Source organism: Thermosynechococcus sp. NK55a (genome assembly GCF_000505665.1).
Lineage (GTDB): Bacteria > Cyanobacteriota > Cyanobacteriia > Thermosynechococcales > Thermosynechococcaceae > Thermosynechococcus.
In genome coordinates this window covers 189,305-209,322 of record NC_023033.1, presented here as the reverse complement: position 1 = coordinate 209,322, position 20,018 = coordinate 189,305, and the positions used below count along the sequence as shown (strand labels likewise).

Below are 20,018 nucleotides of genomic sequence, written 5' to 3'. Positions count from 1 at the left end.
GCTAAACCTGTCCCTGCACCAGCTTTTGCACTGCCGCTACAATTTGAGGCGGTTGCACAATCGTCAGATTCTCTAGGGTGCCATTGTAGGGGGTAGGAACATCTTTGGAAGAAAGGCGGATGACCGGTGCATCCAGTTCATCAAAGTAGCGTTCCATGATCGAAGCTGAAAGTTCGGCACCAATCCCCCCTGTCTTCATGCACTCTTCGACAATCACCACGCGATGGGTTTTGCGAATCGAGGCACCAATTGTCCCAAAGTCGAAGGGCTTTAGGGAAATCAGGTCAATCACTTCGGGGTCGTAGCCCTCTTTTTCAAGGGTTTTCACCGCTTGCAGAACATGGTGACGCATCCGCGAGTAGGTCAAGATCGTTACATCTTGACCAGTGCGAACAACTTCGGCTTTATCAAGCGGTAGGAGATATTCTTCCTCTGGGAGATCCTCCTTGAGGTTGTATAGGAGCACATGCTCAAAGAACAGCACCGGATTGGGATCGCGAATCGCTGACTTGAGCAAGCCTTTGGCGTTGTAGGGAGTCGAGCAGGCAACAATTTTTAATCCCGGCACTGCTTGAAAGTAGGCCTCGAGCCGTTGGGAGTGCTCTGCCCCCAGTTGTCGCCCAACCCCACCGGGACCACGGATCACAATTGGAATTTTGAAGTTGCCGCCAGAGGTGTAGCGCAGCATGCCAGCATTGTTGGCAATCTGATTGAAGGCCAACAGCAAAAAGCCCATGTTCATGCCCTCGACAATGGGACGCAAGCCGGTCATGGCTGCCCCAATGGCCATGCCAGTAAAGCTATTTTCGGCAATGGGGGTATCCAATAGGCGCAGTTCACCATACTTTTTGTAGAGGTCTTTGGTGACTTTGTAGGAGCCGCCATAATGTCCCACATCTTCCCCCAGCACAAAAACCGTGGGATCTCGCTCCATTTCTTCATCAATGGCAGCACGAAGGGCATTAAACATGAGGGTCTCAGCCATGGTTGCGCGGCAGACATTCAGTAAGGACTATTTCCTAGAGTACTTGAAACTGCGCCGCCTGCGATCGCCCCCCCTACGAGTTCTGATGATTAAAAGCCCTGATTGATATCCCGATGCCCTCTAACCCCTAGGGCGTCTATACTGAAAACATATTGGCCCTCAGCGGTTTCGGAGTACCCACAATTGAGGTCTTTGGCGCGATCGCTCCCTGCCCATCCCAGCAGTTTTGCAGCCATTCACCATGAGCTGCAACAGGATCAGGTTTTGCCGTCACATTTAATGAAGTGAATTTAATCAAAGTGAAAAAGAAGATGAAATGGGTATAATCCATTGAGAACTATCGCGACAACGGTAGGGAGGGTTGAACATTTCACAGCATTGCCAGTCTTTACTCATTACCGGTGTCGATACTGGGGTGGGCAAAACAATGATCACACGAGCCCTGTGGTCTTACGCCCATCGCTACCGTCCTCAAGAACGCTGGGGCATTCTCAAGCCCATGCAAAGTGGAACAGCGGTTGAGATTGGCGATGGGGACTACTACTGTCAAACCCTACCTCTGGAACAAACGCCCAGGGAGGTGTGCCCTCTGAGTTTTGGAGCCCCCCTTGCGCCTCCCATTGCAGCCCAATTGGAAAATCGCAGGATTGATTTAGCCCCCATCTGGCAGACTTACCAGCAGCTTCAGGAGCGGTTTGATTATCTTTTAGTTGAAGGGATTGGGGGCCTAGGCTCGCCCATTACTTGGGAGTGGACAGTGGCGGATTTGGCAGCCGCTTGGCAGTTGCCCATTGTCTTAGTGGCAACAGTACGCTTGGGGGCGATCGCCCAAATTGTGGCCAATATTGCCCTTGCCCGGCAGTACCAGTTGGCCATTCGTGGTCTAATTCTCAACTGTGTTACCCCCTGTAGTGATGCCGAGATTGAACAGTGGACCCCCCCAGACTTTCTCAGCCATTTTACCCAAGTGCCGGTGTTGGGGGTGCTGCCCTATGGTCAACCGTCCAATGAGCACTTGGCGGAAGTGGTAGCTGAATGGCCCCTACATCTGCTTTGGCGCTGAGGAGAGTTAGGCAGGAAATGATTTTGAGGTCGATCAAGGATCAATCAAGGATCATAATAAATAAAAGTGACTGAAATTTGATTGACACATTGATCGCTGCAACTGACCTATGCTAAAGCTCTATGGCGGCGCCAAATCCCGCGCCAGTATTGTCCGCTGGTATTTAGAAGAACTGGGCATTCCCTATGAGTTTGTGCTGATAGATCTCCAAGCTGGGGAACAACATCAGCCTGAATTTCTCAAACTCAACCCCATGGGTAAAGTGCCCGTGATTGTGGATGGGGATGTGGTGCTTTGGGAATCAGGGGCGATTTTGCTCTATCTTGCCCAGGTTCACGGTGAATTACCCAAGGATGCGGCCGCCGCTGCCCAAGTTTATCAGTGGGTGCTGTTTGCCAACTCTACCCTGACCCAGGCAATGTTTCCGCCCGAAACGCGCGATCGCCAGCTTCCACAACTGCTCAAGGGCATTGAGACGGCTCTCATGGGGCAATCCTACATTCTCGGCAAGGACTTTTCGGTGGCCGATGTTGCCCTCGGGTCGATGCTGGCCTATCTCCAGATGCTCTTTCAGGTGGACTTGAGTCCCTATCCTGCTGTAGCGGATTATGTAGCCCGCTTGCAACAACGGCCTGCCTTTCAGAAGGGTTTAATGGGAGCTAGGGCATGAATGTCATCTTCCGTGAAGTGAATCCCTTTGATGTATGGATTTGGGTGGAATTTGCGGCACCACCTTCGTCCGTGGAGCAGCAGTATCTGGAGGAAGTCTTTAACTCCTGGTTTTTCCTTGGGAAACTGGGGGGATTCAATGCTGAGAATCTTCAAGTCCAGGAAACAGGTTTAGACCTCAGTCACCTAGAGTACGATCGCGCCCAAGCCGAAAGTTCGCTGATGGCGGTGATGCACAATATGGGCGAGTTTGAGTACAACGATCGCTGGGCTCGCTGCTGGTTTGATTTGGGTACCAGTGACGCCTTGGCCTTGGATGTCTTAATCAATGCCCTCCATCAATTTAGTGAGGACTATGTGCCCTTAAAAACCCTCGTGATTGGTGGTGACAACCCTGAGTGGCCGATCGCCACCAGTGAACAGCGGGAAATGATTGAGCAATCGGCGTGGAACTAAGTGCACGGCGTCTTGCCCTTGATGCCCTAGACCGGGTAGCCAAGGGCGCCTATGCCGATGTGGCACTGCATCAGGTCTTGCAGCGGTATGCCCTCGATGGGAGCGATCGCACCCTAGTGACTGAACTGGTCTATGGAACTATTCGCCAACAGCGCACCTTAGATACCCTGATTCAGGGGTTTTGTCGCCAACTTCCTCCCCTGCCTGTCCAGTTAGTCTTGCGTTTAGGACTCTATCAACTGCGGTACCTGGATCGCATCCCCACCCATGCCGCCGTCCACAGCAGCGTTGAATTGGTCAAGCAGATTGGCTTAGGAGGCTTTGCCAAACTGGTGAATGGGGTCTTGCGCCATTACAGCCGCTGCACCAGCGATCCCCTTGAAGCTTTCATTGCCCACCTCCCCCTGGTGTCTCAACTCGGGTGTCGCTATAGCTTTCCCGATGCACTGATTGCCTCTTGGTTAGAACGTTTGCATCTTCAGGAGTGTACTGCCCTCTGTCAGTGGTTCAATCAGCCGCCCCGCCTCGATCTACGCCTCAATCCACTGCGAGTAACAGCTGATCAGCTAATCGCTGATTTTGAAACAGCAGGCTATGGGTTGCAACCAATTCCCCCCCTGCCCCAAGGACTGGTTCTATCCCACTGTGGGCAATCGATGCAGGAACTCCCCGGCTATGCCGCAGGTTACTGGTCGGTTCAGGATCGGGCAGCACAATGGGTAAGCCATCTGTTAGATCCCCAGCCCGGGGAGGTGGTCATTGATGCCTGTGCCGCCCCCGGAGGAAAAACCACCCACATTGCTGAGTTAATGGGAGATCAAGGCCGTGTCATTGCCTGCGATCGCTCCCCCGCTCGTTTGCGGAAACTGCAGCAAAATCGCGATCGCCTCGGCCTCAAAAGCATTGAAATTCACACCCTAGATAGTGCGACGGCAGGGGATTTTGCAGCAATGGGCGATCGTGTCCTTTTAGACGTACCCTGCTCGGGAACAGGCACGCTGCACCGCCATGCCGATGTCCGCTGGCGACCCCTAAAGACGCGCTTAGCTGAACTCTTGCCCCTGCAAGCCCAACTCTTGGCCACCGTCTCCCAGTGGGTCAAACCCCACGGCTTACTCGTTTATGCCACCTGTAGCTTGGAATCGGCAGAAAATGAGGCCCAGATTCAGCAGTTTCTGGCTCACCATCCCCAGTGGCACATTGAACCACCGCCCCCCAACTTTCCCCTAAAAGCAGCACCGGCAGGTTGGATCACCGTGTGGCCACAACGGGATGACATGGATGGCTTTTTTATGGTGCGGTTGCGACGCGATAGCTAAGCCCCAAAGCCACCAGAATTAAAATACCCACCCCCAGCAGGCCGGCGATCGGGTTACCGTTAATGCCCGTTAGCCACTCTGGTGCCACACCGGTGTAGGTCACCAATTTTCCCACATTGACACCAAAATAAGCCCAGACTAAGCCACCGTGAAGTCCCATGGGAAAGCCTAAACGGCCACCAAAGACCCATTTACTCAAACTGAGAATCCAACCCAACAGTGCTAAGCCAAAAAACTGCGGCCATGTGGCTAAAATCACCTCTAAGGGATGCAGATAGTGCAACGCCGCAAAAATCAGGCCATTGAGCAAGAGAGCAAACCACGGTTGGTACTCTAGCTCTAGTTCCTGCAACAGCCAGCCCCGAAACAACAATTCCTCAGCAAAGCCCACAGCAACACCGGTTAGGACGCCATCCAGCAGCACCAGACCAAAGCGATCCGGCAGCCCCTGCCAGCTCACCCAACCCAAAAGCCCCTCAATGGCAAATAGCAGGCCAACCAAAAACACACCCGCTAGCCACCCCAGCAAAGCATCCCGCCCAAAGTTCCAACCGCCCTTCAGGCCATAAAACACGAGGGGCGATCGCTGGTGGTGTACCCGCTGCCCCCAGACTCGCAGCAAGAGAATAAAAATGAGGTACAACAGCCCCATATTGACAAAGCTAGCTGCTCCCCCTTCTCCCCAAGCAAAATAGAGCCCTAGGCCAAGGGGCAACCACAGCAGCAGCAGCGTCAGGGCAAAACTAAAAACCCGAATCCAAAAGGGGCGGCGGATCATTTGCCGCCAAAACTGGGAAAACAGTGGTTTACTCAGTCGGTTCAATGGTACTCGTTAGCCCTGCCATTTTCAGGCCTTCACAGTAAAATTCAGCGTGCTCAAGGGCACAGGTAATCACTAGGGCAACCCCCGTCAGGTGTGCCTCCATCATAATATCCACGGCCTGGGGTTGGGTGAGGCTTGGCACCGTCTTCAGCAATACCTCCACCACATACTCCATAGAGTTGACGTTGTCATTGTGAAGGAGCACCCGATAACGGGGAGCCAACTTGCGAACGGTTGCGGGCTTTTCAATAGTTTGCACTGACATTGTTGGCTATGCCTCCATTCAGTGGACACTCAGGGTAAGACAGTCAGTAAATACGCTTAAGATTTTAGCAAACCCATCAAACCTGACTACCCACCGATTCAGGACGTAACAGCGGGAAAGCAATCACATCCCGAATACTTGGCGAATCCGTGAGCAGCATTACCAAGCGGTCAATGCCAATTCCTAAACCTCCTGTGGGCGGCATTCCATGTTCTAAGGCGGTGAGAAAATCTTCATCAACACTATGGGCTTCCAAATCCCCAGCCGCCTTGCGCCGTGCTTGTTCCTCCAAGCGTTGCCGTTGATCCAAGGGATCTGTTAACTCCGAAAAACTATTGGCATGCTCGCGGCCAACGATAAATAATTCAAATCGCTCCACCAGTCCCGGCTGACTGCGGTGGGGCTTGGCCAAGGGAGAAATCTCCACAGGGTAGTCGAGAACAAAGGTGGGCTGAATCAATGTAGGTTCAACGATTTGCTCAAAAACTTCATTGAGCACTCGGCCAATCGTGTCACAGGTGTCTAAGTCTTTTACACCTACCTTTTGAGCAGCTGTTTTAGCCGCTGTCAGATCTTTTAATTGGCGAAAGTCAATCTCAGTGGCTGCCAACACCACATCGTGCATTGTCACCCGTCGCCATGGCGGCGTCAGATCAATTGTTTCCCCTTGATAGGTGATTTTGAGTGTGCCCAACACCTCCATCGCCGCTGTGGTAATCATCGCCTCCGTCAGCGTCATCATATCGTTATAGTCGGCGTAGGCCTGATAGACCTCAATGGATGTAAATTCAGGGTTGTGCTTGGTTGAGATACCCTCATTGCGAAAGATGCGCCCCAGTTCATACACCTTCTCAAACCCACCAACAATCAGGCGCTTCAGGTGGAGTTCGGTGGCAATCCGCAAATAAAGCTGCATCTCCAAGGTGTTGTGGTAGGTAATAAAAGGACGTGCCTCGGCACCCCCAGCTTCCGCCTGGAGAACAGGTGTTTCAATTTCAATAAAGCCCTGCTCATTGAGGTAGCGACGAATGGCGGCAGTGATGAGTGCTCGCTTGCGGAATGTGTCACGAACTTGGGGGTTGACGATGAGATCTACATAGCGCTGACGATAGCGCTTTTCCACATCCGTGAGACCGTGCCATTTGTCCGGTAGGGGCAACAATGATTTTGTCAGCATGGTGTAGGATTCCACCACAACCGAGAGTTCGCCCTTCTCGGTGCGCTTGAGGGTACCGACAGCGCCAAGGATATCGCCGACATCGGTCAGGTGTTTTAAATCAGCAAAGGCGCCTTCCCCCATGCCTTGGCTAATGGTTTGCTTATCGAGGTAAAGCTGAATCGTGCCGCTGTCATCCTGAAGCGTAAAAAAGGCCAGCTTGCCAAAGACGCGCCGCGCCATAATGCGACCAGCCACCCTCACGCGATCGCCCACCGCTTCGCCAGCAGCCAAATGGGCATATTTTTCTTGCAGCACTGCTGCAGTATGGGTGCGCTCCCAGCGATAGGCATAGGGGCTCATTCCCTTTGCTTGCAATGTTTTTGCTTTCTCAATCCGTGTTGCCCGAATTTCGGCTCCCGTTGCCCCCACGTCGGCCATATTGGTAGAAAGTCTCCCGATTAGCAAACCTTAACCTTCTTATTGTACGCTCTGGAATCGGTGGCAACGCTGCAAAAGGGGAATCGAGTACAGTGGAAGCTAGTGTGACCAATGAACAAGAACAAACGGCTATGCCCTCTGCGAAGTCCCCTCGCCGTAAAGCACCCGAAGCCATTGATCTGCAGGATCCGCAATACTACTTCAATCGCTCTTTAAGCTGGCTGGAATTTAATAAGCGGGTACTCCACGAAGCCTATGACCCTCGCACACCGCTACTAGAGCGGCTCAAATTTATGGCCATTTTCAGTGCCAACTTGGATGAATTTTTCATGGTGCGCGTGGCCGGTTTGAAGCAGCAAGTGGAAAGTGGCATTCTCCAAGGCGGAGCCGATGGCATGCCTCCAGCGGAGCAATTGCAGGCAGTGCGGCAATATCTCTTACCGATTGTTACGGAGCAACACCGCTATTTCGACCAAGAACTGCGTGCCCTCTTGGCCAAGGAATCTATTTTCCTCACTCGCTTTAATGAGTTGACGCCCGAGCAGCAGGCCTACCTTAACGACTACTTCCAAGCCCAAGTGTTCCCCGTGCTCACCCCCTTAGCCGTTGATCCAGCGCACCCTTTCCCCTATATTTCTAGCCTCAGCCTTAACCTTGCTGTCCTAATTCGTGATCCAGAATCTGGCCAAGAACGACTGGCACGGGTGAAGGTACCCAATCAGTTTCCACGCTTTGTTGCCCTTCCCCAGCACTTGCACTCGCCCCAAGGTATTCATTGGCTGGGCGTTCCCCTCGAAGAAATTATTGCCCACAACCTCAGTGCTCTCTTTCCGGGGATGGAGATTCAGGCCTACTTTGCCTTTCGCATTACCCGCAGTGCCGACCTCGAACTAGAAACGGACAAGGCCGATGATTTACTGATTGCCATTGAACAGGAAATTCGTAAACGGCGCTTTGGCTCTGTGGTGCGTCTGGAGGTGCAGCGGGGCATTCCACCGCTTCTGAGGCAAACCCTAATGGAAGAGATGGATCTCGAGGAGATCGATGTCTATGAACTCGATGGTCTGTTGTGCTTGAATGATTTGTTTGCCTTTATGGGATTGCCCTTGCCCCAGTTAAAGGATCCCGAGTGGCAACCCCAAGTTCCCCCCAGTTGGCAGCGGGTAGAGGAACGGGAATCCATGTTTGACACAAGCAGTGAAATTACCACTCTTGGCACCGACTATTGGGAAGCTGTTGCCAACGAACTCTTTAGTCTCATTCGCGAAGGGGATATTATCGTTCATCACCCCTACCATTCCTTTGCGGCAACGGTACAGCGCTTTATCACTTTGGCGGCCCATGATCCCCAAGTGCTGGCCATTAAGATGACCCTCTATCGCACCTCCGGTGACTCGCCGATTGTCAGTGCCCTGATTAAAGCGGCAGAGAATGGCAAACAGGTGGCGGTTTTGGTGGAACTGAAGGCGCGCTTTGATGAGGAAAATAATATCCTCTGGGCACGGAAGCTGGAGAAAGTGGGTGTCCATGTGGTCTATGGTGTACCGGGTCTGAAGACTCACACCAAAACAGTTCTGGTTGTGCGCCAAGAGGCGGGACAAATTCGCCGCTATGTCCACATTGGCACTGGCAATTACAATCCCAAAACTGCTGGTCTGTATGAGGACTTGGGGCTATTTTCCTGCCGCGCGGAATTGGGAGCAGATCTCTCGGAACTCTTTAATGTGCTCACGGGCTATGCCCGCCAGCGGGATTATCGCAAGCTTCTTGTTGCCCCGGTCACGATGCGCGATCGCACCCTGCAGTTGATTTACCGCGAAATTGAACACGCACGCAATGGTCAGCCGGGGCGGATCATTGCCAAGATGAATGCAATTACAGATACGCAGGTGATTCGCACCCTCTATGAGGCCTCCCAAGCAGGGGTGGAAATTGATTTGATTATTCGCGGTATGTGCTGTCTGCGCCCCGGAGTACCGGGCGTGAGCGATCGCATTCGGGTGATTAGTATCATTGGCCGCTTTTTAGAGCACTCCCGGATTTTCTACTTTGGCAACAATGGGCAGCCAGAGTATTACATTGGCAGTGCCGACTGGCGATCGCGCAACCTAGACCGCCGCGTTGAAGCCATTACCCCCATTGAAGATCCAACCATTCAACTGGAACTCAAAGAACTACTTGAAATTATGTTGGCAGACAATCGCCAAGCGTGGGAACTGCAACCCGATGGCACCTACCAGCAACGACAGCCAGCACCTGGAGAAGCGGAGCGGGGTACCCATCGTGTTTTAATGGCACGCACCCTCAAAGAAGTACAAGCAAGCCACTAGGGTACTCCTGCATACCCTTGAGCAATGGCTCGAAAGTCTGGACTCGTTTGCAGAAGTTCTTGGTAGCTCCCTACAGCGACCACTTGGCCATTGGCCATTAGGTACAGGCGATCGCACCCCATAACAGTACTCAGGCGGTGGGCAATCATAATGATGGTCTTTTCGTTACTGAGAGCTTGAATTGCATCCATGAGCCCGGCTTCCGTTTGGTTATCAAGGGCAGCCGTGGCTTCATCCATCACCAAGACGGAAGGGTTGTGATAGAGGGCCCGGGCAATGCCAATCCGTTGCCGCTGTCCGCCAGAAAGACGAATTCCCCGTTCCCCGACCACTGTATCCAGACCCTGCGGCAGTGAATCAACAAAGGCAGCGAGCTGCGCGGCCTTGACCGCTGCCCATAACGCCTCCTCATCAATCGCTTCATCCGGCAGGCCAAAGGCAATGTTGTGACGCAGGGTATCATCCGATAGATAAATTGCTTGGGGAATATAGCCAATTTGCCCTTGCCATTGGCCAAGGTTGCCATAAATGCTGATGCCATCGACGCGAATATCGCCCTGGGAAGGGGTGAGCAACCCCAAAATCAAGTCAACAATAGTCGTCTTTCCTGCGCCCGATGCCCCCACAAACCCTACCATTTCCCCCCGCTGAATCCTGAGGGACACCCCTTGAATCGCAGGTTGAGCGGCATTCGGGTAGGTATAGTGCACATCAATGAGTTCTAAGCAATCTTGAAAAATAGGCTTTCTTGGGCAGCCCAGAGGCTCAGAGCGCTGAAGTGTTCGCACTTCCAAAACATCGTCATAAACCAGGTCCACACTAGCAGAATAGTAGGTTATGGAATTGAGGTTACCTATCAAGCGCGTCGCCGAAGGCAACAGGCGAAATGCAGCAGCGGCAAACAGGGAGATCAAGGGTAACACCTGGGCCACACTACCTCGCTGCAGTAGCGTTAGGATAATAATCAGAACAATAGTGAGCACCGCCACGCTTTCGAAGTAGAGACGGGGCACCTGCTGAGCAAATAGAATGAATAGGTTAGCCTGGCGCTCCTCAGTCATGTTTTTAGCATAGGTCTTGAGGAAGTGAGCCTCTCGACCAAGTAACTTGAGTTCCTTGATCCCACCCAAAGCTTCATTAATGCTTTGGATCACTTTTTGGGCATAACCAACACGGCGCTGACCCACAGTCTGAAGTTGGCGCCGAAACACTTGAAAGAAAATGAAAGAAAGTATTGAAATTAAAGCGATAACCAGAATTGAGATGAAGGGATTGACCAAAATAATAACTGAAAATATAGCGAAAACAACCAAGGATTCCGCAAAAACATTTAATAAGGGTAGTAGGTAAAAGTTGAAAACACTATTTATTTCACTTACATTCTGGATCAATGTGGCGGTATTATTTTGCAGATGAAAGGTGTAGGGCTTATGGATATAGCTCTGCAGTAGTAAGGTTGCAAACTTGCGGTTTTTACTGTTCAAGAACCGCAACTGCAGATAACTGCTCAAGGCAAGAAACAAATTCTTGCATAGATACAGAAGGCCAAAAACTGCACTCAGTATCAGGAGCCACTGAGCTTGTTCTGTATTTGTGAGGGGAGTTTGACGCCAAAAGAGAAGGCTATTCAATCGCTCAGGTTTTTCCACAACCGCTATAAAGGGCAGCACTAACCCTACCCCCACCGCTTCCCAAAGACTCGAAAGCAGCATCAGCAAGCCAATACCGAACAATTGCCAGCGATCGCGCCCATCCAGTAGTTGCCAAATTTTACTAAGGGAGCGGAACGCAGGATGCTTTAGCATTTCATTTGTTGAGGCCTAACAACGAATCTATCTTAGACCAGTTATGCCCAAGTGCTGCTTCCTAGATCTGGTGGAATGTCTTGCCAGCGACCTTGACCAACCGCACGAACGGCTTCTCGTAAATCCACCGCTTTGGTATAGAGCGCCTTGCCAACGATCGCTCCCACTAAACCATGGGGTGTCAGAGCAAAAAGACTGAGAATATCCCTGAGGGAACTCACACCGCCAGAGGCAATCACGGGGCGATTAGTTACTGCCAACAACTGCTGCAGTGCTGGAATATTCGGTCCTTGGAGGGTGCCATCCCTCTGAATATCGGTGTAAACAAACCCCGCCACCCCCATTGCTGCCATGTTTTGGGCAAGATCGGTTGCCAAAATTTTTGAAGTTTCCAACCAACCCCGCGTTGCCACATAGCCATTGCGAGCATCTAGCCCTACCCAAATCCGTCCGGGGTATTCTGCAGCCAAACTGGCAACTAGCTCTGGATTCTCAAGAGCCACGGTCCCCAAAATAGCACGATTGACGCCTTGGAGAAGGAGATCAGCAACTGCTTGGCGCGATCGCAAGCCGCCACCAACCTGTACTGGAATTTCCAGGGATGCGACAATTTTGCCAATCAGGTCGTAGTTGCGCGGCTCTCCTGTTTTGGCAGCATCTAGGTCAACCAAATGCAAGCGGGGGGCGCCCAAGCGTTGCCAATAAAGGGCGACTTTTAGAGGATCGTCATGAAAGACATTGACCTTGTCATAGTTCCCCTGCACTAGACGCACACATTTGCCGTCAAGTAAATCAATGGCGGGAATCACATCCATTGGCGTCAGAAATCCTTATTGAAAAATTAAAAATTTAAGCACAACTCCCATCCTAGCAGTCACAAGGGGTAAAGCGTATGAGTGGATTAATAAAGGAGGCTGGCGGTGAGTGAACCTGTCATCTGTTCTGAGTTGGGCTAAGTGTTGAATGCCCCTGAAGGGAGGCAGGCCAGCCTGCAGGCTATAGACAAAAAGCTGGATATTTGCCACCAGTAACATGCCGTTTCAAAGACTGGAGGACAAAATTGATTCGGTAGAGGCAAGCTGGAGCAATATATCGGTGGGGGCAAGCAGGGCCAGGGGATTAGACGGTAGCAGCCCCATTAGAGGATATTTCTCAGCGGCAGATTAGAACGGATGGAAGAGTATAGGGGCTCTTCGCTGCGCTTTTGGCGGCTACCCTTGGGTTACTGACAAAACTCCTCTTCCCCATAGTGATGTTTTGAGAGCGGACGATGGGACTCGAACCCACGACGTTCAGCTTGGGAAGCTGACATTCTACCACTGAATTACGTCCGCAGTCTTGCAATGTATCATCTTAGCACGAACTGACCGCCTGGCGATGGTGTTCGACCGTAATGACGGTATGTACATTTCCACGGGGGGCAAAGTCGCCTTTGATTTTCATGTAGAGGGGGTCACAGGCGGCCACGAGATCATCGAGGACTTGATTTACGGCTTCTTCGTGGGAAATGTAGCGATCGCGATAACTGTTGATGTACAGCTTAATGGCCTTCAGTTCCACCACCTTTTCATGGGGAATATAGCTGACATAGAGGGTCGCAAAGTCAGGATAGCCTGAAAATGGACACTTACAGGTAAACTCCGGCAGGGTAATCTCAATAGTGTATTGCCGACCGGGACGGGGGTTGGGAAATGTCATCAGTTGACCTTCTTGAATGGCGCGTTCGCCGTACTTCATTTCTGATACTTGCATTGTTTACTTCCAACCGGTTGAGAATGAATAGGAGATTCTCTGTGAACCATGACTAAAGTTTATCAAGATTTAAGTTGTTAGCCCCTCGACACCAACATTTCAGGGTGACAATAGGATAGAGAGGTTGTGGAGACGAGAGTCCGATGGAACGGTATCAGCCAAATGGAATCCCTCTCTCAAAGGCGGATAAGGCGGAACTAGCCAAACTAAAGAAACTACTAGAGCGAGCGATCGCTGACGGGGTACTGACTGCTGACGAAATGGGGCAGATCAAGCAACAAATTCGTGCCGACGGCAAAGTTACCTATGAAGAGCTAGAGCTTTACCGCCAGTTTGTGGAGGAGAAAATCCGCCAAGGGCTGTTGGTGCGGGAAATCTGCTAACACCTCAGACTTTGTAGGGAATGTTGGTGTCCTGAAAGGAGTGGGCTGGATCCAATCCCATCAGGATGACGGTGTCAATGACATGGATAATACCGTTCTCCGCTTCTATGTCGGCAGCAAGAACCGTGGCGTTTTTCACCTCAAGGGGATTCTCACCATGAATAGGAATGGTGGAACCCTCGAGGGAAGTGACGATGCCCATCTTTTTCAGGTCTGCTGCTTTGTAGGCACCAGCAACCACATGGTACTTGAGAATCCGCCCTAACTGGGCAGGATTTTGCACAAGGGAGGTAATGGTGCCATCGGGCAACTTGGCAAAGGCGTCATCATTGGGGGCAAACACTGTAAAAGGTCCCGGCGACTGTAGGGCTTCCACCAGATTGGCCACTTTTACAGCAGTGACTAGTGTGGAAAAGCCGGGAGTATTCACTGCAATATCAACGATGGTTGCCATAAAAGCGGGCCCCAAAACTGCGATGAGAATAGACAACAATGGTTTGCGATCGCCCCATTGATCAAGATTGATCAATGAAGATGGGAACTATCACAAACGCTAGAATTAGCATACTGAACCCATGTCCTAGGCGCTAGCGATCGCTGGCGCTAGCCAGATAGGGAAATTTAATTATGGCAATCGTGTCCGTTAATCCCACAACCGCTGAGGTCTTAAAAACCTTTTCTGCCTTCGGGGCTGAGGAAGTAGAGAGAGCCATTGCCCAAGCCGCGACGACCTTTGAGACCTATCGCCTGACCTCCTTTGAACAGCGTGCCCAGTGGCTAGCAAACACAGCAAATCTCCTGCAACAGCAGCGGGAGGCGCTTGCTCGCCTTATGACCCTTGAGATGGGCAAACCGATTACAGAGGCGCGGGCTGAAATTGACAAATGTGCCTGGGTTTGCCGTTACTATGCCGAGCAGGGGGCAACTTTCCTGCAGCCTGAAGTGATTCCCACCGAGGCCAGCTACAGCGCAATTCATTACCAGCCCCTTGGCATTATTTTGGCGGTGATGCCATGGAATTTTCCCTTTTGGCAGGTATTTCGTTTTGCGGCACCGGCTTTAATGGCGGGGAATGTGGCTCTCCTCAAGCACGCTTCTAATGTGCCACAGTGCGCACTGGCGATCGCTCATCTATTGACTGAAGCGGGCTTTCCTGAGGGGGTCTTTCAAACCCTGCTGATCCCTGGCAGTGCGGTTGCTGATCTGGTGGCGGATCCACGGATTAAGGCGGCTACCCTCACGGGCAGCGAAGCAGCGGGCAAAAGTCTAGCCCAAGCAGCGGGTCAGCACCTCAAGAAAACGGTTCTAGAACTGGGGGGGAGTGATCCTTTTATTGTTATGCCCAGCGCGAATATCTCCCAAGCGATCGCCACCGCTGTCCAAGCGCGCATGATTAACAATGGCCAATCCTGCATTGCCGCCAAACGCTTTATTGTCCATGAGGCTGTCTATGACACCTTTGCCGAGGGCATGAAAGCCGCCTTCGAGGCATGGGTGATTGGCGATCCCTTGGAACCCACCACCCAACTCGGCCCCCTAGCCACCGCCGCCATCCGCGATGAACTCCACGCTCAAGTTGAACTTGCCCTGAGTCATGGTGCCAAGGCATTTTACCGCCGCTCTCTGGATCTACCGACCCAGCAGGGATATTTCTTTGCGCCGACAATTTTGACAGAGGTCACTCCCGATAACCCCGTATTTACCCAAGAGCTATTTGGGCCTGTGGCAATGCTCTTTCGGGTATCGTCCCTGACTGCGGCCATTGAACTGGCCAATGCCACACCCTTTGGTTTAGGCGCCAGTGCTTGGACACAGGAGAGCGATGAAGCAGAGATCCTAGGGCGGGATCTGGAAGCGGGGGCTGTCTTTATTAACGCCATGGTCAAGTCTGATCCGCGTTTACCCTTTGGGGGGATCAAGGCATCTGGTTATGGCCGCGAACTGGGACGGGCAGGACTCCTGGAGTTTGTCAATATCAAAACAGTGTGCCGAGCGAATACTCCCCGTTGAATGAGGTTATTTTAGATAAAAGCTGGTCAGTAGTTGTTTGATTCAAACTGGTTCTATTAAGAAAGTCTAAAAATGCAAATCCAGTCATGGCTTACTCTCTTCTTTCCCTCAATTGGTGATGATTTTGAGATGCTTCCGCTTGTAATAAGCACCAAGAATTTCTTTAATGATTTCTCGAGACCATCTCCAACAATCACAAAGCATATCTTCCCAATATTTATATTTAATAACTTAATAACTATAATAACTCTTTTATAGGATTTTCTAAATATTCCAAATTTCAAATTTTCTATAGAAAAAGCAGTAGTAAAACAGCGACCCAAGGGAAAAACATATATTCATATATTCATTCTAAAATCTTTACTAGGTAAAAACTAATTGCACAAAACTTCATGTTACAGCTTGCTCTAGGCTAGGTTGCCACCACCCGTTTCACGACTATTAAAAGCAAAAGAATGTCTTCCCTTATTGCTCTACCTTTGAGAAAAAGATTGTGATACTACCTGCCTTCCAGGGAAATCTATTTCTTTGTCTCGATCACTTCTCTTCCATAGGGCGCCACTTTTATTGTGGCGGCTATTGTGGCGGTCGCCAGCGCTAGGGGATGTTGCGTACAGGGTAAAATTTCCACTCACGATCGCCCTTTAGTTCTAAAACATAGGTGTGGTACTGCATCAGGCTCTCGCGGTGGCCAACACTAATGTAGTTGCGGCTGAGGCGCTGAATATGCTCATAGACCCGTTTTTCATTGGCTAAGTCAAGGGCACTGGTGGCTTCATCCAAAATGGCGTAGGGGCGCTGATTCAGCAGCAAGCGGGCGATCGCCAGTCGTTGCTGCTCCCCAAGGGACAGCACATCATCCCACGCCAATTCCACGTCGAGTCCGCCCACGCGATCGGGCAAATGGGCCAAGTTTACTTCATCAAGGGCCTGCAAAAGGACGTCATCAGGGGTCTGGCGATCGCCACTGGGATAGAGGAGTTGGGTGCGCAGCGTACCCAGCACCATGTAGGGGCGTTGGGGCAAAAAGAGCACTTCATCCACCGGTGGACGCATAATGCGACCATTGCCACTTTGCCAGAGTCCGGCGATCGCCCGCAGCAGCGAACTTTTACCTACACCGCTGGGTCCCATGATCACGACACTTTCGCCCGCTTCAAGGGCAAATGTGACATCTTCCACCAGTCGCCGTGCCAAATTCGGTGTATCCACACTCACGTGTTCTAGGGCAATGTAGGGCTTCTCCACCAATTCAATTTGCGATTGAGGCGGTACGGAGGGACTCGTCAGCACCTCATCAAACTCTGCCAAACGCTCAATGCCCGCAATAAAGCCCGTGAGGTTCGTAAACTGGTTCACAATGATTGAGAGTGCCCCCAGTACCTGGGAAAAGGCAAAACTAGCTTGGCTAATGGAACCAAAATCAATCTCACCGGCAAAGTAGCGGGGAGCAACCACCGCCGCCGGCACAATAATCACAAAGTAGTTATAGGCTGTCGTGAAAAAATCAAGATTTCGCTGCCAGCCAATCAAGAGGTTAAAGTTCCGCAGCACTTCAAGAAAGCGTTGACGCACTTGCACTGACTCTTGGCCTTCACCGCGATAAAAGGCAATAGACTCGGCATTATCGCGCACATGGACAAGGCCATAACGAAAGTCCGCTTCCCGCCGCAGTTGGTTAAAATTCAGCCAAATCAGGCGTTGCCCAATTAAAACAGTGACGATAGTGCCGACAATGGCATAGCCAATCAATGTCAGTGTTAGGGTTTGTGAGATAGTCCAGAGAATGCCACTAAAGGCAATGAGGTCAATAATTTCGCCAAGAATGATCAGCAAAAACTGGAGCGAGGTTTGGGTAAATGAGCGGACATCCTCACTGATCCGTTGATCAGGGTTATCAATCTCCCCTTGGTTTTCAATGGTGTAGTAAGCCCGATTCTGGAAATAGCGATCCAAAAAATGACGGGTGAGCCAATCCCGCCAGCGCAACCCTAGATATTCCCGCACATAGCGATAAATGACGACAATCGGCGTCCCCACTACAAAAACACCAGCATACACGAAAAGGAATCGCCAGTAGGTTTCGGCATTTTTCTCCGCCAGTGCCGTCTGGAAGAAGCGACCCACAAAGCTAATAATCACGTTGAGGCCACTCACGGACAGGGAAAGCATCAGCAGTAACCCCAAGAGAGCCCATGCTTGCCACCGAAGCAGGAGGGGTTGCCGCAGCAGTGCAAAGACGCCCAGGGGGACAATCACTGTCCCTAGCAGGAGACTGCGGCTAAGGGGCTGTGCCCACAGGGATTGAATCATCTCCATGAGGCCCCCGGCAATTGGTCCCATCAGTTCAGGGGCAAGGGCATTCAGGCCAAAGGTGATAGCTGCCGTGAGGCCAAAGAGGAAGCCAAACATGAGGGCAATGACCAAAAAAAGCAGCAGGATAAAGATCACACTGCTGCCCCAGCGATCGCGGGGGAAAAAATAGGGTTGGGCAATCCGCAGAAACTGCCCCCAGACACGGGCATCAAAGCGATGGGTCGGCTGCGACATTGGCTGGTTCCTCGACAGCGGCAAGGGGCTACAGGCTTACTATTGTAGTAGCGGCGGCTACGGAGGAGAACGGATGCGCCATCAGAAAATGGCACCCACCACATCTCACATCTTGCCGTGGCTTTATTGGGGATTGTGGCCCATTCATCGCCTATTTTTGCCCCTCTACTTTTCGCAAATCACAATTGTGGGTCGCGAGCATTTACCCAGGGATGGTCGATTTGTCCTTGCTCCCAAGCACTGTAGTCGTTGGGATCCCGTCATTTTGCCCTTGGTGTGCCCCTATCCCCTGCGCTTTATGACAAATGCCATTGAGTTTGGCGGTGTGCAGGGTTGGTTTATTCGCCGCCTGGGTGCCTTTGCGATCAATCTGGATCGTCCTCAACCCAGTAGTTTGCGCCATGCTCTAGACATTCTCAAGGCCGGTCAGCCCTTGGTGATCTTTCCTGAGGGTGGAATTGTCCGGGATCAAGTGATTCGCCCTCTGAGACCTGGTCTTGCCCGCCTTGTTTTGCAGCTCGATCGCCCGCTACCGATTTTTCCCGTCGGTATTGCCTATCATCCGCAGCCACAGTTCCGTGCTCGGGTGGCGCTGTGGATTGGATCACCTCTGTGGACAACCCCTGGGCAAGAAGGCAACCGCAAGCAACAGGCTCAAGACTTCACCCAGCAACTGCAAGCAGCCTTGCAGGCAGCCGTGCTTGAAGCTCGCAAATGTGCCCAATCCTAGGGCTAATTGGTAACCGATTGCACAATTGGCCTAGGTCAAGGGAATTTTGTAGAATAAAGGCAAGATTGAATTCAATTATCCCAAGCCGCAATCGTCATATCTTCCAACCTTTGAGGGAGCGATCGCCCGCTAGTATTATCAACTTAAAAATTCTTCATTAAGTTAGGAAAGTTAGAAAAAGTTGCAAAACAACCACCAATCCTAAAAGTTAATTAAGACGGCGCCCAAATTATTCTTCTGCCTTTATGCTGAAATTACCGTTTTACCAAAGTTCAGCCCTTTACCACTTTTTGCCCAAGGATGGAAGACACTCAAAAGCCTGTAGAGCAGGCGCGCTCCTAGGCCGTAGGCCAGACTTTGCGAGCCATTCAACACTGAGTTTTTGTTAACTGGGATACTTTCTTAAGAGCGATCAAAATTTTAACGAATCTTTTGGCCGGTCCTCGCCAACTCCCTAAAAGCTAGCAAAAGTTATCTGTTGTCACCGAGGTTCTAACGATGGTTTCGACACTCCCTGAAAAACAACCCAAAAACAAAAGGTGACAGGCTATATTCATTCAGTTGAAACCTGTGGCACGGTTGATGGTCCCGGTATCCGCTATGTCATTTTCACCCAAGGTTGTCCGCTGCGCTGTCTGTACTGCCACAATCCTGACTGCCGTGAACCCCATCAGGGGAAGCTCGTCACCGTGGATGAACTGATTGCCGACATTCAGCACTATCAGTCCTATTTGCGCCAAGGGGGCGTGACGGCCAGTGGCGGGGAACCCTTGATGCAACCGGAGTTTGTCCGCGAAATTTTTGAGCGTTGCCACGAGTTGGGATTGCACACTGCCCTAGATACCTCAGGTTACGTCGTTCTCGAGGCGGCGAAGCCAGTTGTGGCGGTCACTGATTTAGTCTTGCTGGACATCAAATCCTTTCTGCCGGAGACCTATCGGCGGGTCACCAGTGTCACGATTACCCCCACCTTAGAGTTGGCCAAGTACCTTGATGAGATTCATAAACCGACCTGGATCCGCTTTGTTTTGGTACCGGGGCTGACGGATGATCCCGAAAATATGCGGGGGTTGGCGCAATTTGTGGCTAGTCTCAGCAATGTTGAGAAGGTGGAGGTGTTGCCGTTTCACAAGATGGGGGAATACAAATGGCGGCAGTTAGGGTTGCCCTATGAACTCTTTGATACCCCAGCCGCTAGTCCAGAGGAGGTGCAGCGGGCGATCGCCCTCTTTCGAGAATATGACCTCAACGTTCAATAACTTGCCAATTTGAGAAATTGCT

General features: G+C 51.5%; 19 protein-coding genes and 1 tRNA gene. 9 read left to right on the top strand and 11 right to left on the bottom strand.

Annotated features, from left to right (window positions below; genetic code table 11):
- Position 1: 1 nt before the first annotated feature.
- Together NK55_RS01025 and NK55_RS13000 are read right to left on the bottom strand one after the other, a co-directional pair.
- Entirely contained in the window at positions 2 to 985 is a 984-nt protein-coding gene (locus tag NK55_RS01025) for an alpha-ketoacid dehydrogenase subunit beta (RefSeq protein WP_024124001.1), read from the bottom strand.
- A 136-nt stretch (positions 986 to 1,121) separates the two neighbouring features.
- The gene (locus NK55_RS13000; RefSeq protein ID WP_157869614.1) at positions 1,122 to 1,316 is read right to left on the bottom strand and encodes a hypothetical protein; all 195 of its coding nucleotides are present in this window, start codon (positions 1,314 to 1,316) and stop codon (positions 1,122 to 1,124) included.
- A gap of 96 nt (positions 1,317 to 1,412) precedes the next feature.
- Between NK55_RS13000 and bioD the strand changes: the two genes are divergently transcribed.
- The 4 genes from bioD to NK55_RS01005 all read left to right on the top strand — a co-directional run bounded on the left by bioD (position 1,413) and on the right by NK55_RS01005 (position 4,492).
- Positions 1,413 to 2,048 (top strand): dethiobiotin synthase, encoded by a 636-nt coding sequence (bioD, locus tag NK55_RS01020; protein WP_051372869.1) that lies wholly within the window; start codon positions 1,413 to 1,415, stop codon positions 2,046 to 2,048.
- Positions 2,049 to 2,157: 109 nt separating this feature from the next.
- Positions 2,158 to 2,718: a glutathione S-transferase family protein gene (locus NK55_RS01015; protein WP_024123999.1), complete on the top strand. Its 561-nt coding sequence runs from the start codon at positions 2,158 to 2,160 to the stop codon at positions 2,716 to 2,718.
- Complete coding sequence (locus NK55_RS01010) at positions 2,715 to 3,173, top strand: DUF3531 family protein (protein WP_011056063.1); 459 nt, start codon at positions 2,715 to 2,717, stop codon at positions 3,171 to 3,173. Before NK55_RS01015 ends, NK55_RS01010 begins: the two co-directional genes overlap by 4 nt.
- Positions 3,164 to 4,492: a 16S rRNA (cytosine(967)-C(5))-methyltransferase gene (locus NK55_RS01005; RefSeq protein ID WP_024123998.1), complete on the top strand. Its 1,329-nt coding sequence runs from the start codon at positions 3,164 to 3,166 to the stop codon at positions 4,490 to 4,492. Before NK55_RS01010 ends, NK55_RS01005 begins: the two co-directional genes overlap by 10 nt.
- On the opposite strand, the gene NK55_RS01000 is transcribed toward NK55_RS01005, so the two are convergent.
- The 3 genes from NK55_RS01000 to lysS all read right to left on the bottom strand — a co-directional run bounded on the left by NK55_RS01000 (position 4,464) and on the right by lysS (position 7,177).
- A complete protein-coding gene (locus tag NK55_RS01000) occupies positions 4,464 to 5,315 on the bottom strand; it encodes a CPBP family intramembrane glutamic endopeptidase (protein ID WP_225871765.1) in 852 nt (283 codons plus the stop codon). The two genes, NK55_RS01005 and NK55_RS01000, sit on opposite strands and share 29 nt — an antisense overlap.
- The gene (gene clpS, locus NK55_RS00995) at positions 5,299 to 5,580 is read right to left on the bottom strand and encodes an ATP-dependent Clp protease adapter ClpS (protein WP_024123996.1); all 282 of its coding nucleotides are present in this window, start codon (positions 5,578 to 5,580) and stop codon (positions 5,299 to 5,301) included. The genes NK55_RS01000 and clpS overlap by 17 nt, the downstream gene beginning before the upstream one ends.
- A gap of 76 nt (positions 5,581 to 5,656) precedes the next feature.
- Complete coding sequence (lysS, locus tag NK55_RS00990; protein WP_024123995.1) at positions 5,657 to 7,177, bottom strand: lysine--tRNA ligase; 1,521 nt, start codon at positions 7,175 to 7,177, stop codon at positions 5,657 to 5,659.
- A gap of 131 nt (positions 7,178 to 7,308) precedes the next feature.
- On the opposite strand from lysS, the gene ppk1 reads away from it, so the two are divergent.
- Positions 7,309 to 9,507 carry a polyphosphate kinase 1 gene (ppk1, locus tag NK55_RS00985; RefSeq protein WP_041429370.1) on the top strand — a complete coding sequence of 733 codons (2,199 nt, stop codon included), beginning with the start codon at positions 7,309 to 7,311 and terminating at the stop codon, positions 9,505 to 9,507.
- On the opposite strand, the gene NK55_RS00980 is transcribed toward ppk1, so the two are convergent.
- The 4 genes from NK55_RS00980 to queF all read right to left on the bottom strand — a co-directional run bounded on the left by NK55_RS00980 (position 9,504) and on the right by queF (position 13,064).
- Positions 9,504 to 11,312, bottom strand: coding sequence for an ABC transporter ATP-binding protein (locus NK55_RS00980; RefSeq protein WP_024123993.1), 1,809 nt, complete (start codon positions 11,310 to 11,312; stop codon positions 9,504 to 9,506). The genes ppk1 and NK55_RS00980 overlap by 4 nt on opposite strands.
- 41 nt (positions 11,313 to 11,353) lie before the next feature.
- Complete coding sequence (gene hisA / locus NK55_RS00975; protein ID WP_024123992.1) at positions 11,354 to 12,127, bottom strand: 1-(5-phosphoribosyl)-5-[(5-phosphoribosylamino)methylideneamino]imidazole-4-carboxamide isomerase; 774 nt, start codon at positions 12,125 to 12,127, stop codon at positions 11,354 to 11,356.
- A gap of 447 nt (positions 12,128 to 12,574) precedes the next feature.
- Positions 12,575 to 12,646, bottom strand: a tRNA-Gly gene (locus tag NK55_RS00965).
- Positions 12,647 to 12,665: 19 nt separating this feature from the next.
- Positions 12,666 to 13,064: a preQ(1) synthase gene (gene queF / locus NK55_RS00960; protein WP_024123991.1), complete on the bottom strand. Its 399-nt coding sequence runs from the start codon at positions 13,062 to 13,064 to the stop codon at positions 12,666 to 12,668.
- 143 nt (positions 13,065 to 13,207) lie between these two features.
- Here queF and NK55_RS00955 point away from each other — a divergent pair, with 143 nt between their 5' ends.
- Positions 13,208 to 13,447 (top strand): hypothetical protein, encoded by a 240-nt coding sequence (locus NK55_RS00955; RefSeq protein WP_024123990.1) that lies wholly within the window; start codon positions 13,208 to 13,210, stop codon positions 13,445 to 13,447.
- Between the two features lie 4 nt (positions 13,448 to 13,451).
- On the opposite strand, the gene NK55_RS00950 is transcribed toward NK55_RS00955, so the two are convergent.
- Positions 13,452 to 13,901 carry a fasciclin domain-containing protein gene (locus NK55_RS00950; protein WP_024123989.1) on the bottom strand — a complete coding sequence of 150 codons (450 nt, stop codon included), beginning with the start codon at positions 13,899 to 13,901 and terminating at the stop codon, positions 13,452 to 13,454.
- 173 nt (positions 13,902 to 14,074) lie between these two features.
- Between NK55_RS00950 and NK55_RS00945 the strand changes: the two genes are divergently transcribed.
- Positions 14,075 to 15,457, top strand: a complete 1,383-nt coding sequence (locus NK55_RS00945; RefSeq protein WP_024123988.1) for an NAD-dependent succinate-semialdehyde dehydrogenase — start codon at positions 14,075 to 14,077, stop codon at positions 15,455 to 15,457.
- 597 nt (positions 15,458 to 16,054) lie between these two features.
- Here the strand turns inward: NK55_RS00945 and NK55_RS00940 are convergent.
- Complete coding sequence (locus NK55_RS00940) at positions 16,055 to 18,007, bottom strand: ABC transporter ATP-binding protein/permease (protein WP_024123987.1); 1,953 nt, start codon at positions 18,005 to 18,007, stop codon at positions 16,055 to 16,057.
- Between the two features lie 73 nt (positions 18,008 to 18,080).
- On the opposite strand from NK55_RS00940, the gene NK55_RS00935 reads away from it, so the two are divergent.
- Together NK55_RS00935 and pflA are read left to right on the top strand one after the other, a co-directional pair.
- Entirely contained in the window at positions 18,081 to 18,737 is a 657-nt protein-coding gene (locus tag NK55_RS00935) for a 1-acyl-sn-glycerol-3-phosphate acyltransferase (RefSeq protein WP_024123986.1), read from the top strand.
- 539 nt (positions 18,738 to 19,276) lie between these two features.
- The gene (gene pflA, locus NK55_RS00930; protein ID WP_041428876.1) at positions 19,277 to 19,996 is read left to right on the top strand and encodes a pyruvate formate-lyase-activating protein; all 720 of its coding nucleotides are present in this window, start codon (positions 19,277 to 19,279) and stop codon (positions 19,994 to 19,996) included.
- Positions 19,997 to 20,018 lie beyond the last annotated feature (22 nt).

Bases quoted from the DNA above. Each gene is read 5' to 3' on its own strand.
- NK55_RS01025 (WP_024124001.1), bottom strand. From the start codon at position 985: ATGGCTGAGACCCTCATGTTTAATGCCCTTCGTGCTGCCATTGATGAA.
- NK55_RS13000 (WP_157869614.1), bottom strand. From the start codon at position 1,316: ATGGATTATACCCATTTCATCTTCTTTTTCACTTTGATTAAATTCACT.
- bioD (WP_051372869.1), top strand. From the start codon at position 1,413: ATGATCACACGAGCCCTGTGGTCTTACGCCCATCGCTACCGTCCTCAA.
- NK55_RS01015 (WP_024123999.1), top strand. From the start codon at position 2,158: ATGCTAAAGCTCTATGGCGGCGCCAAATCCCGCGCCAGTATTGTCCGC.
- NK55_RS01010 (WP_011056063.1), top strand. From the start codon at position 2,715: ATGAATGTCATCTTCCGTGAAGTGAATCCCTTTGATGTATGGATTTGG.
- clpS (WP_024123996.1), bottom strand. From the start codon at position 5,580: ATGTCAGTGCAAACTATTGAAAAGCCCGCAACCGTTCGCAAGTTGGCT.
- lysS (WP_024123995.1), bottom strand. From the start codon at position 7,177: ATGGCCGACGTGGGGGCAACGGGAGCCGAAATTCGGGCAACACGGATT.
- ppk1 (WP_041429370.1), top strand. From the start codon at position 7,309: ATGCCCTCTGCGAAGTCCCCTCGCCGTAAAGCACCCGAAGCCATTGAT.
- NK55_RS00980 (WP_024123993.1), bottom strand. From the start codon at position 11,312: ATGCTAAAGCATCCTGCGTTCCGCTCCCTTAGTAAAATTTGGCAACTA.
- hisA (WP_024123992.1), bottom strand. From the start codon at position 12,127: ATGGATGTGATTCCCGCCATTGATTTACTTGACGGCAAATGTGTGCGT.
- queF (WP_024123991.1), bottom strand. From the start codon at position 13,064: ATGCAAGTATCAGAAATGAAGTACGGCGAACGCGCCATTCAAGAAGGT.
- NK55_RS00955 (WP_024123990.1), top strand. From the start codon at position 13,208: ATGGAACGGTATCAGCCAAATGGAATCCCTCTCTCAAAGGCGGATAAG.
- NK55_RS00950 (WP_024123989.1), bottom strand. From the start codon at position 13,901: ATGGCAACCATCGTTGATATTGCAGTGAATACTCCCGGCTTTTCCACA.
- NK55_RS00945 (WP_024123988.1), top strand. From the start codon at position 14,075: ATGGCAATCGTGTCCGTTAATCCCACAACCGCTGAGGTCTTAAAAACC.
- NK55_RS00940 (WP_024123987.1), bottom strand. From the start codon at position 18,007: ATGTCGCAGCCGACCCATCGCTTTGATGCCCGTGTCTGGGGGCAGTTT.
- NK55_RS00935 (WP_024123986.1), top strand. From the start codon at position 18,081: ATGCGCCATCAGAAAATGGCACCCACCACATCTCACATCTTGCCGTGG.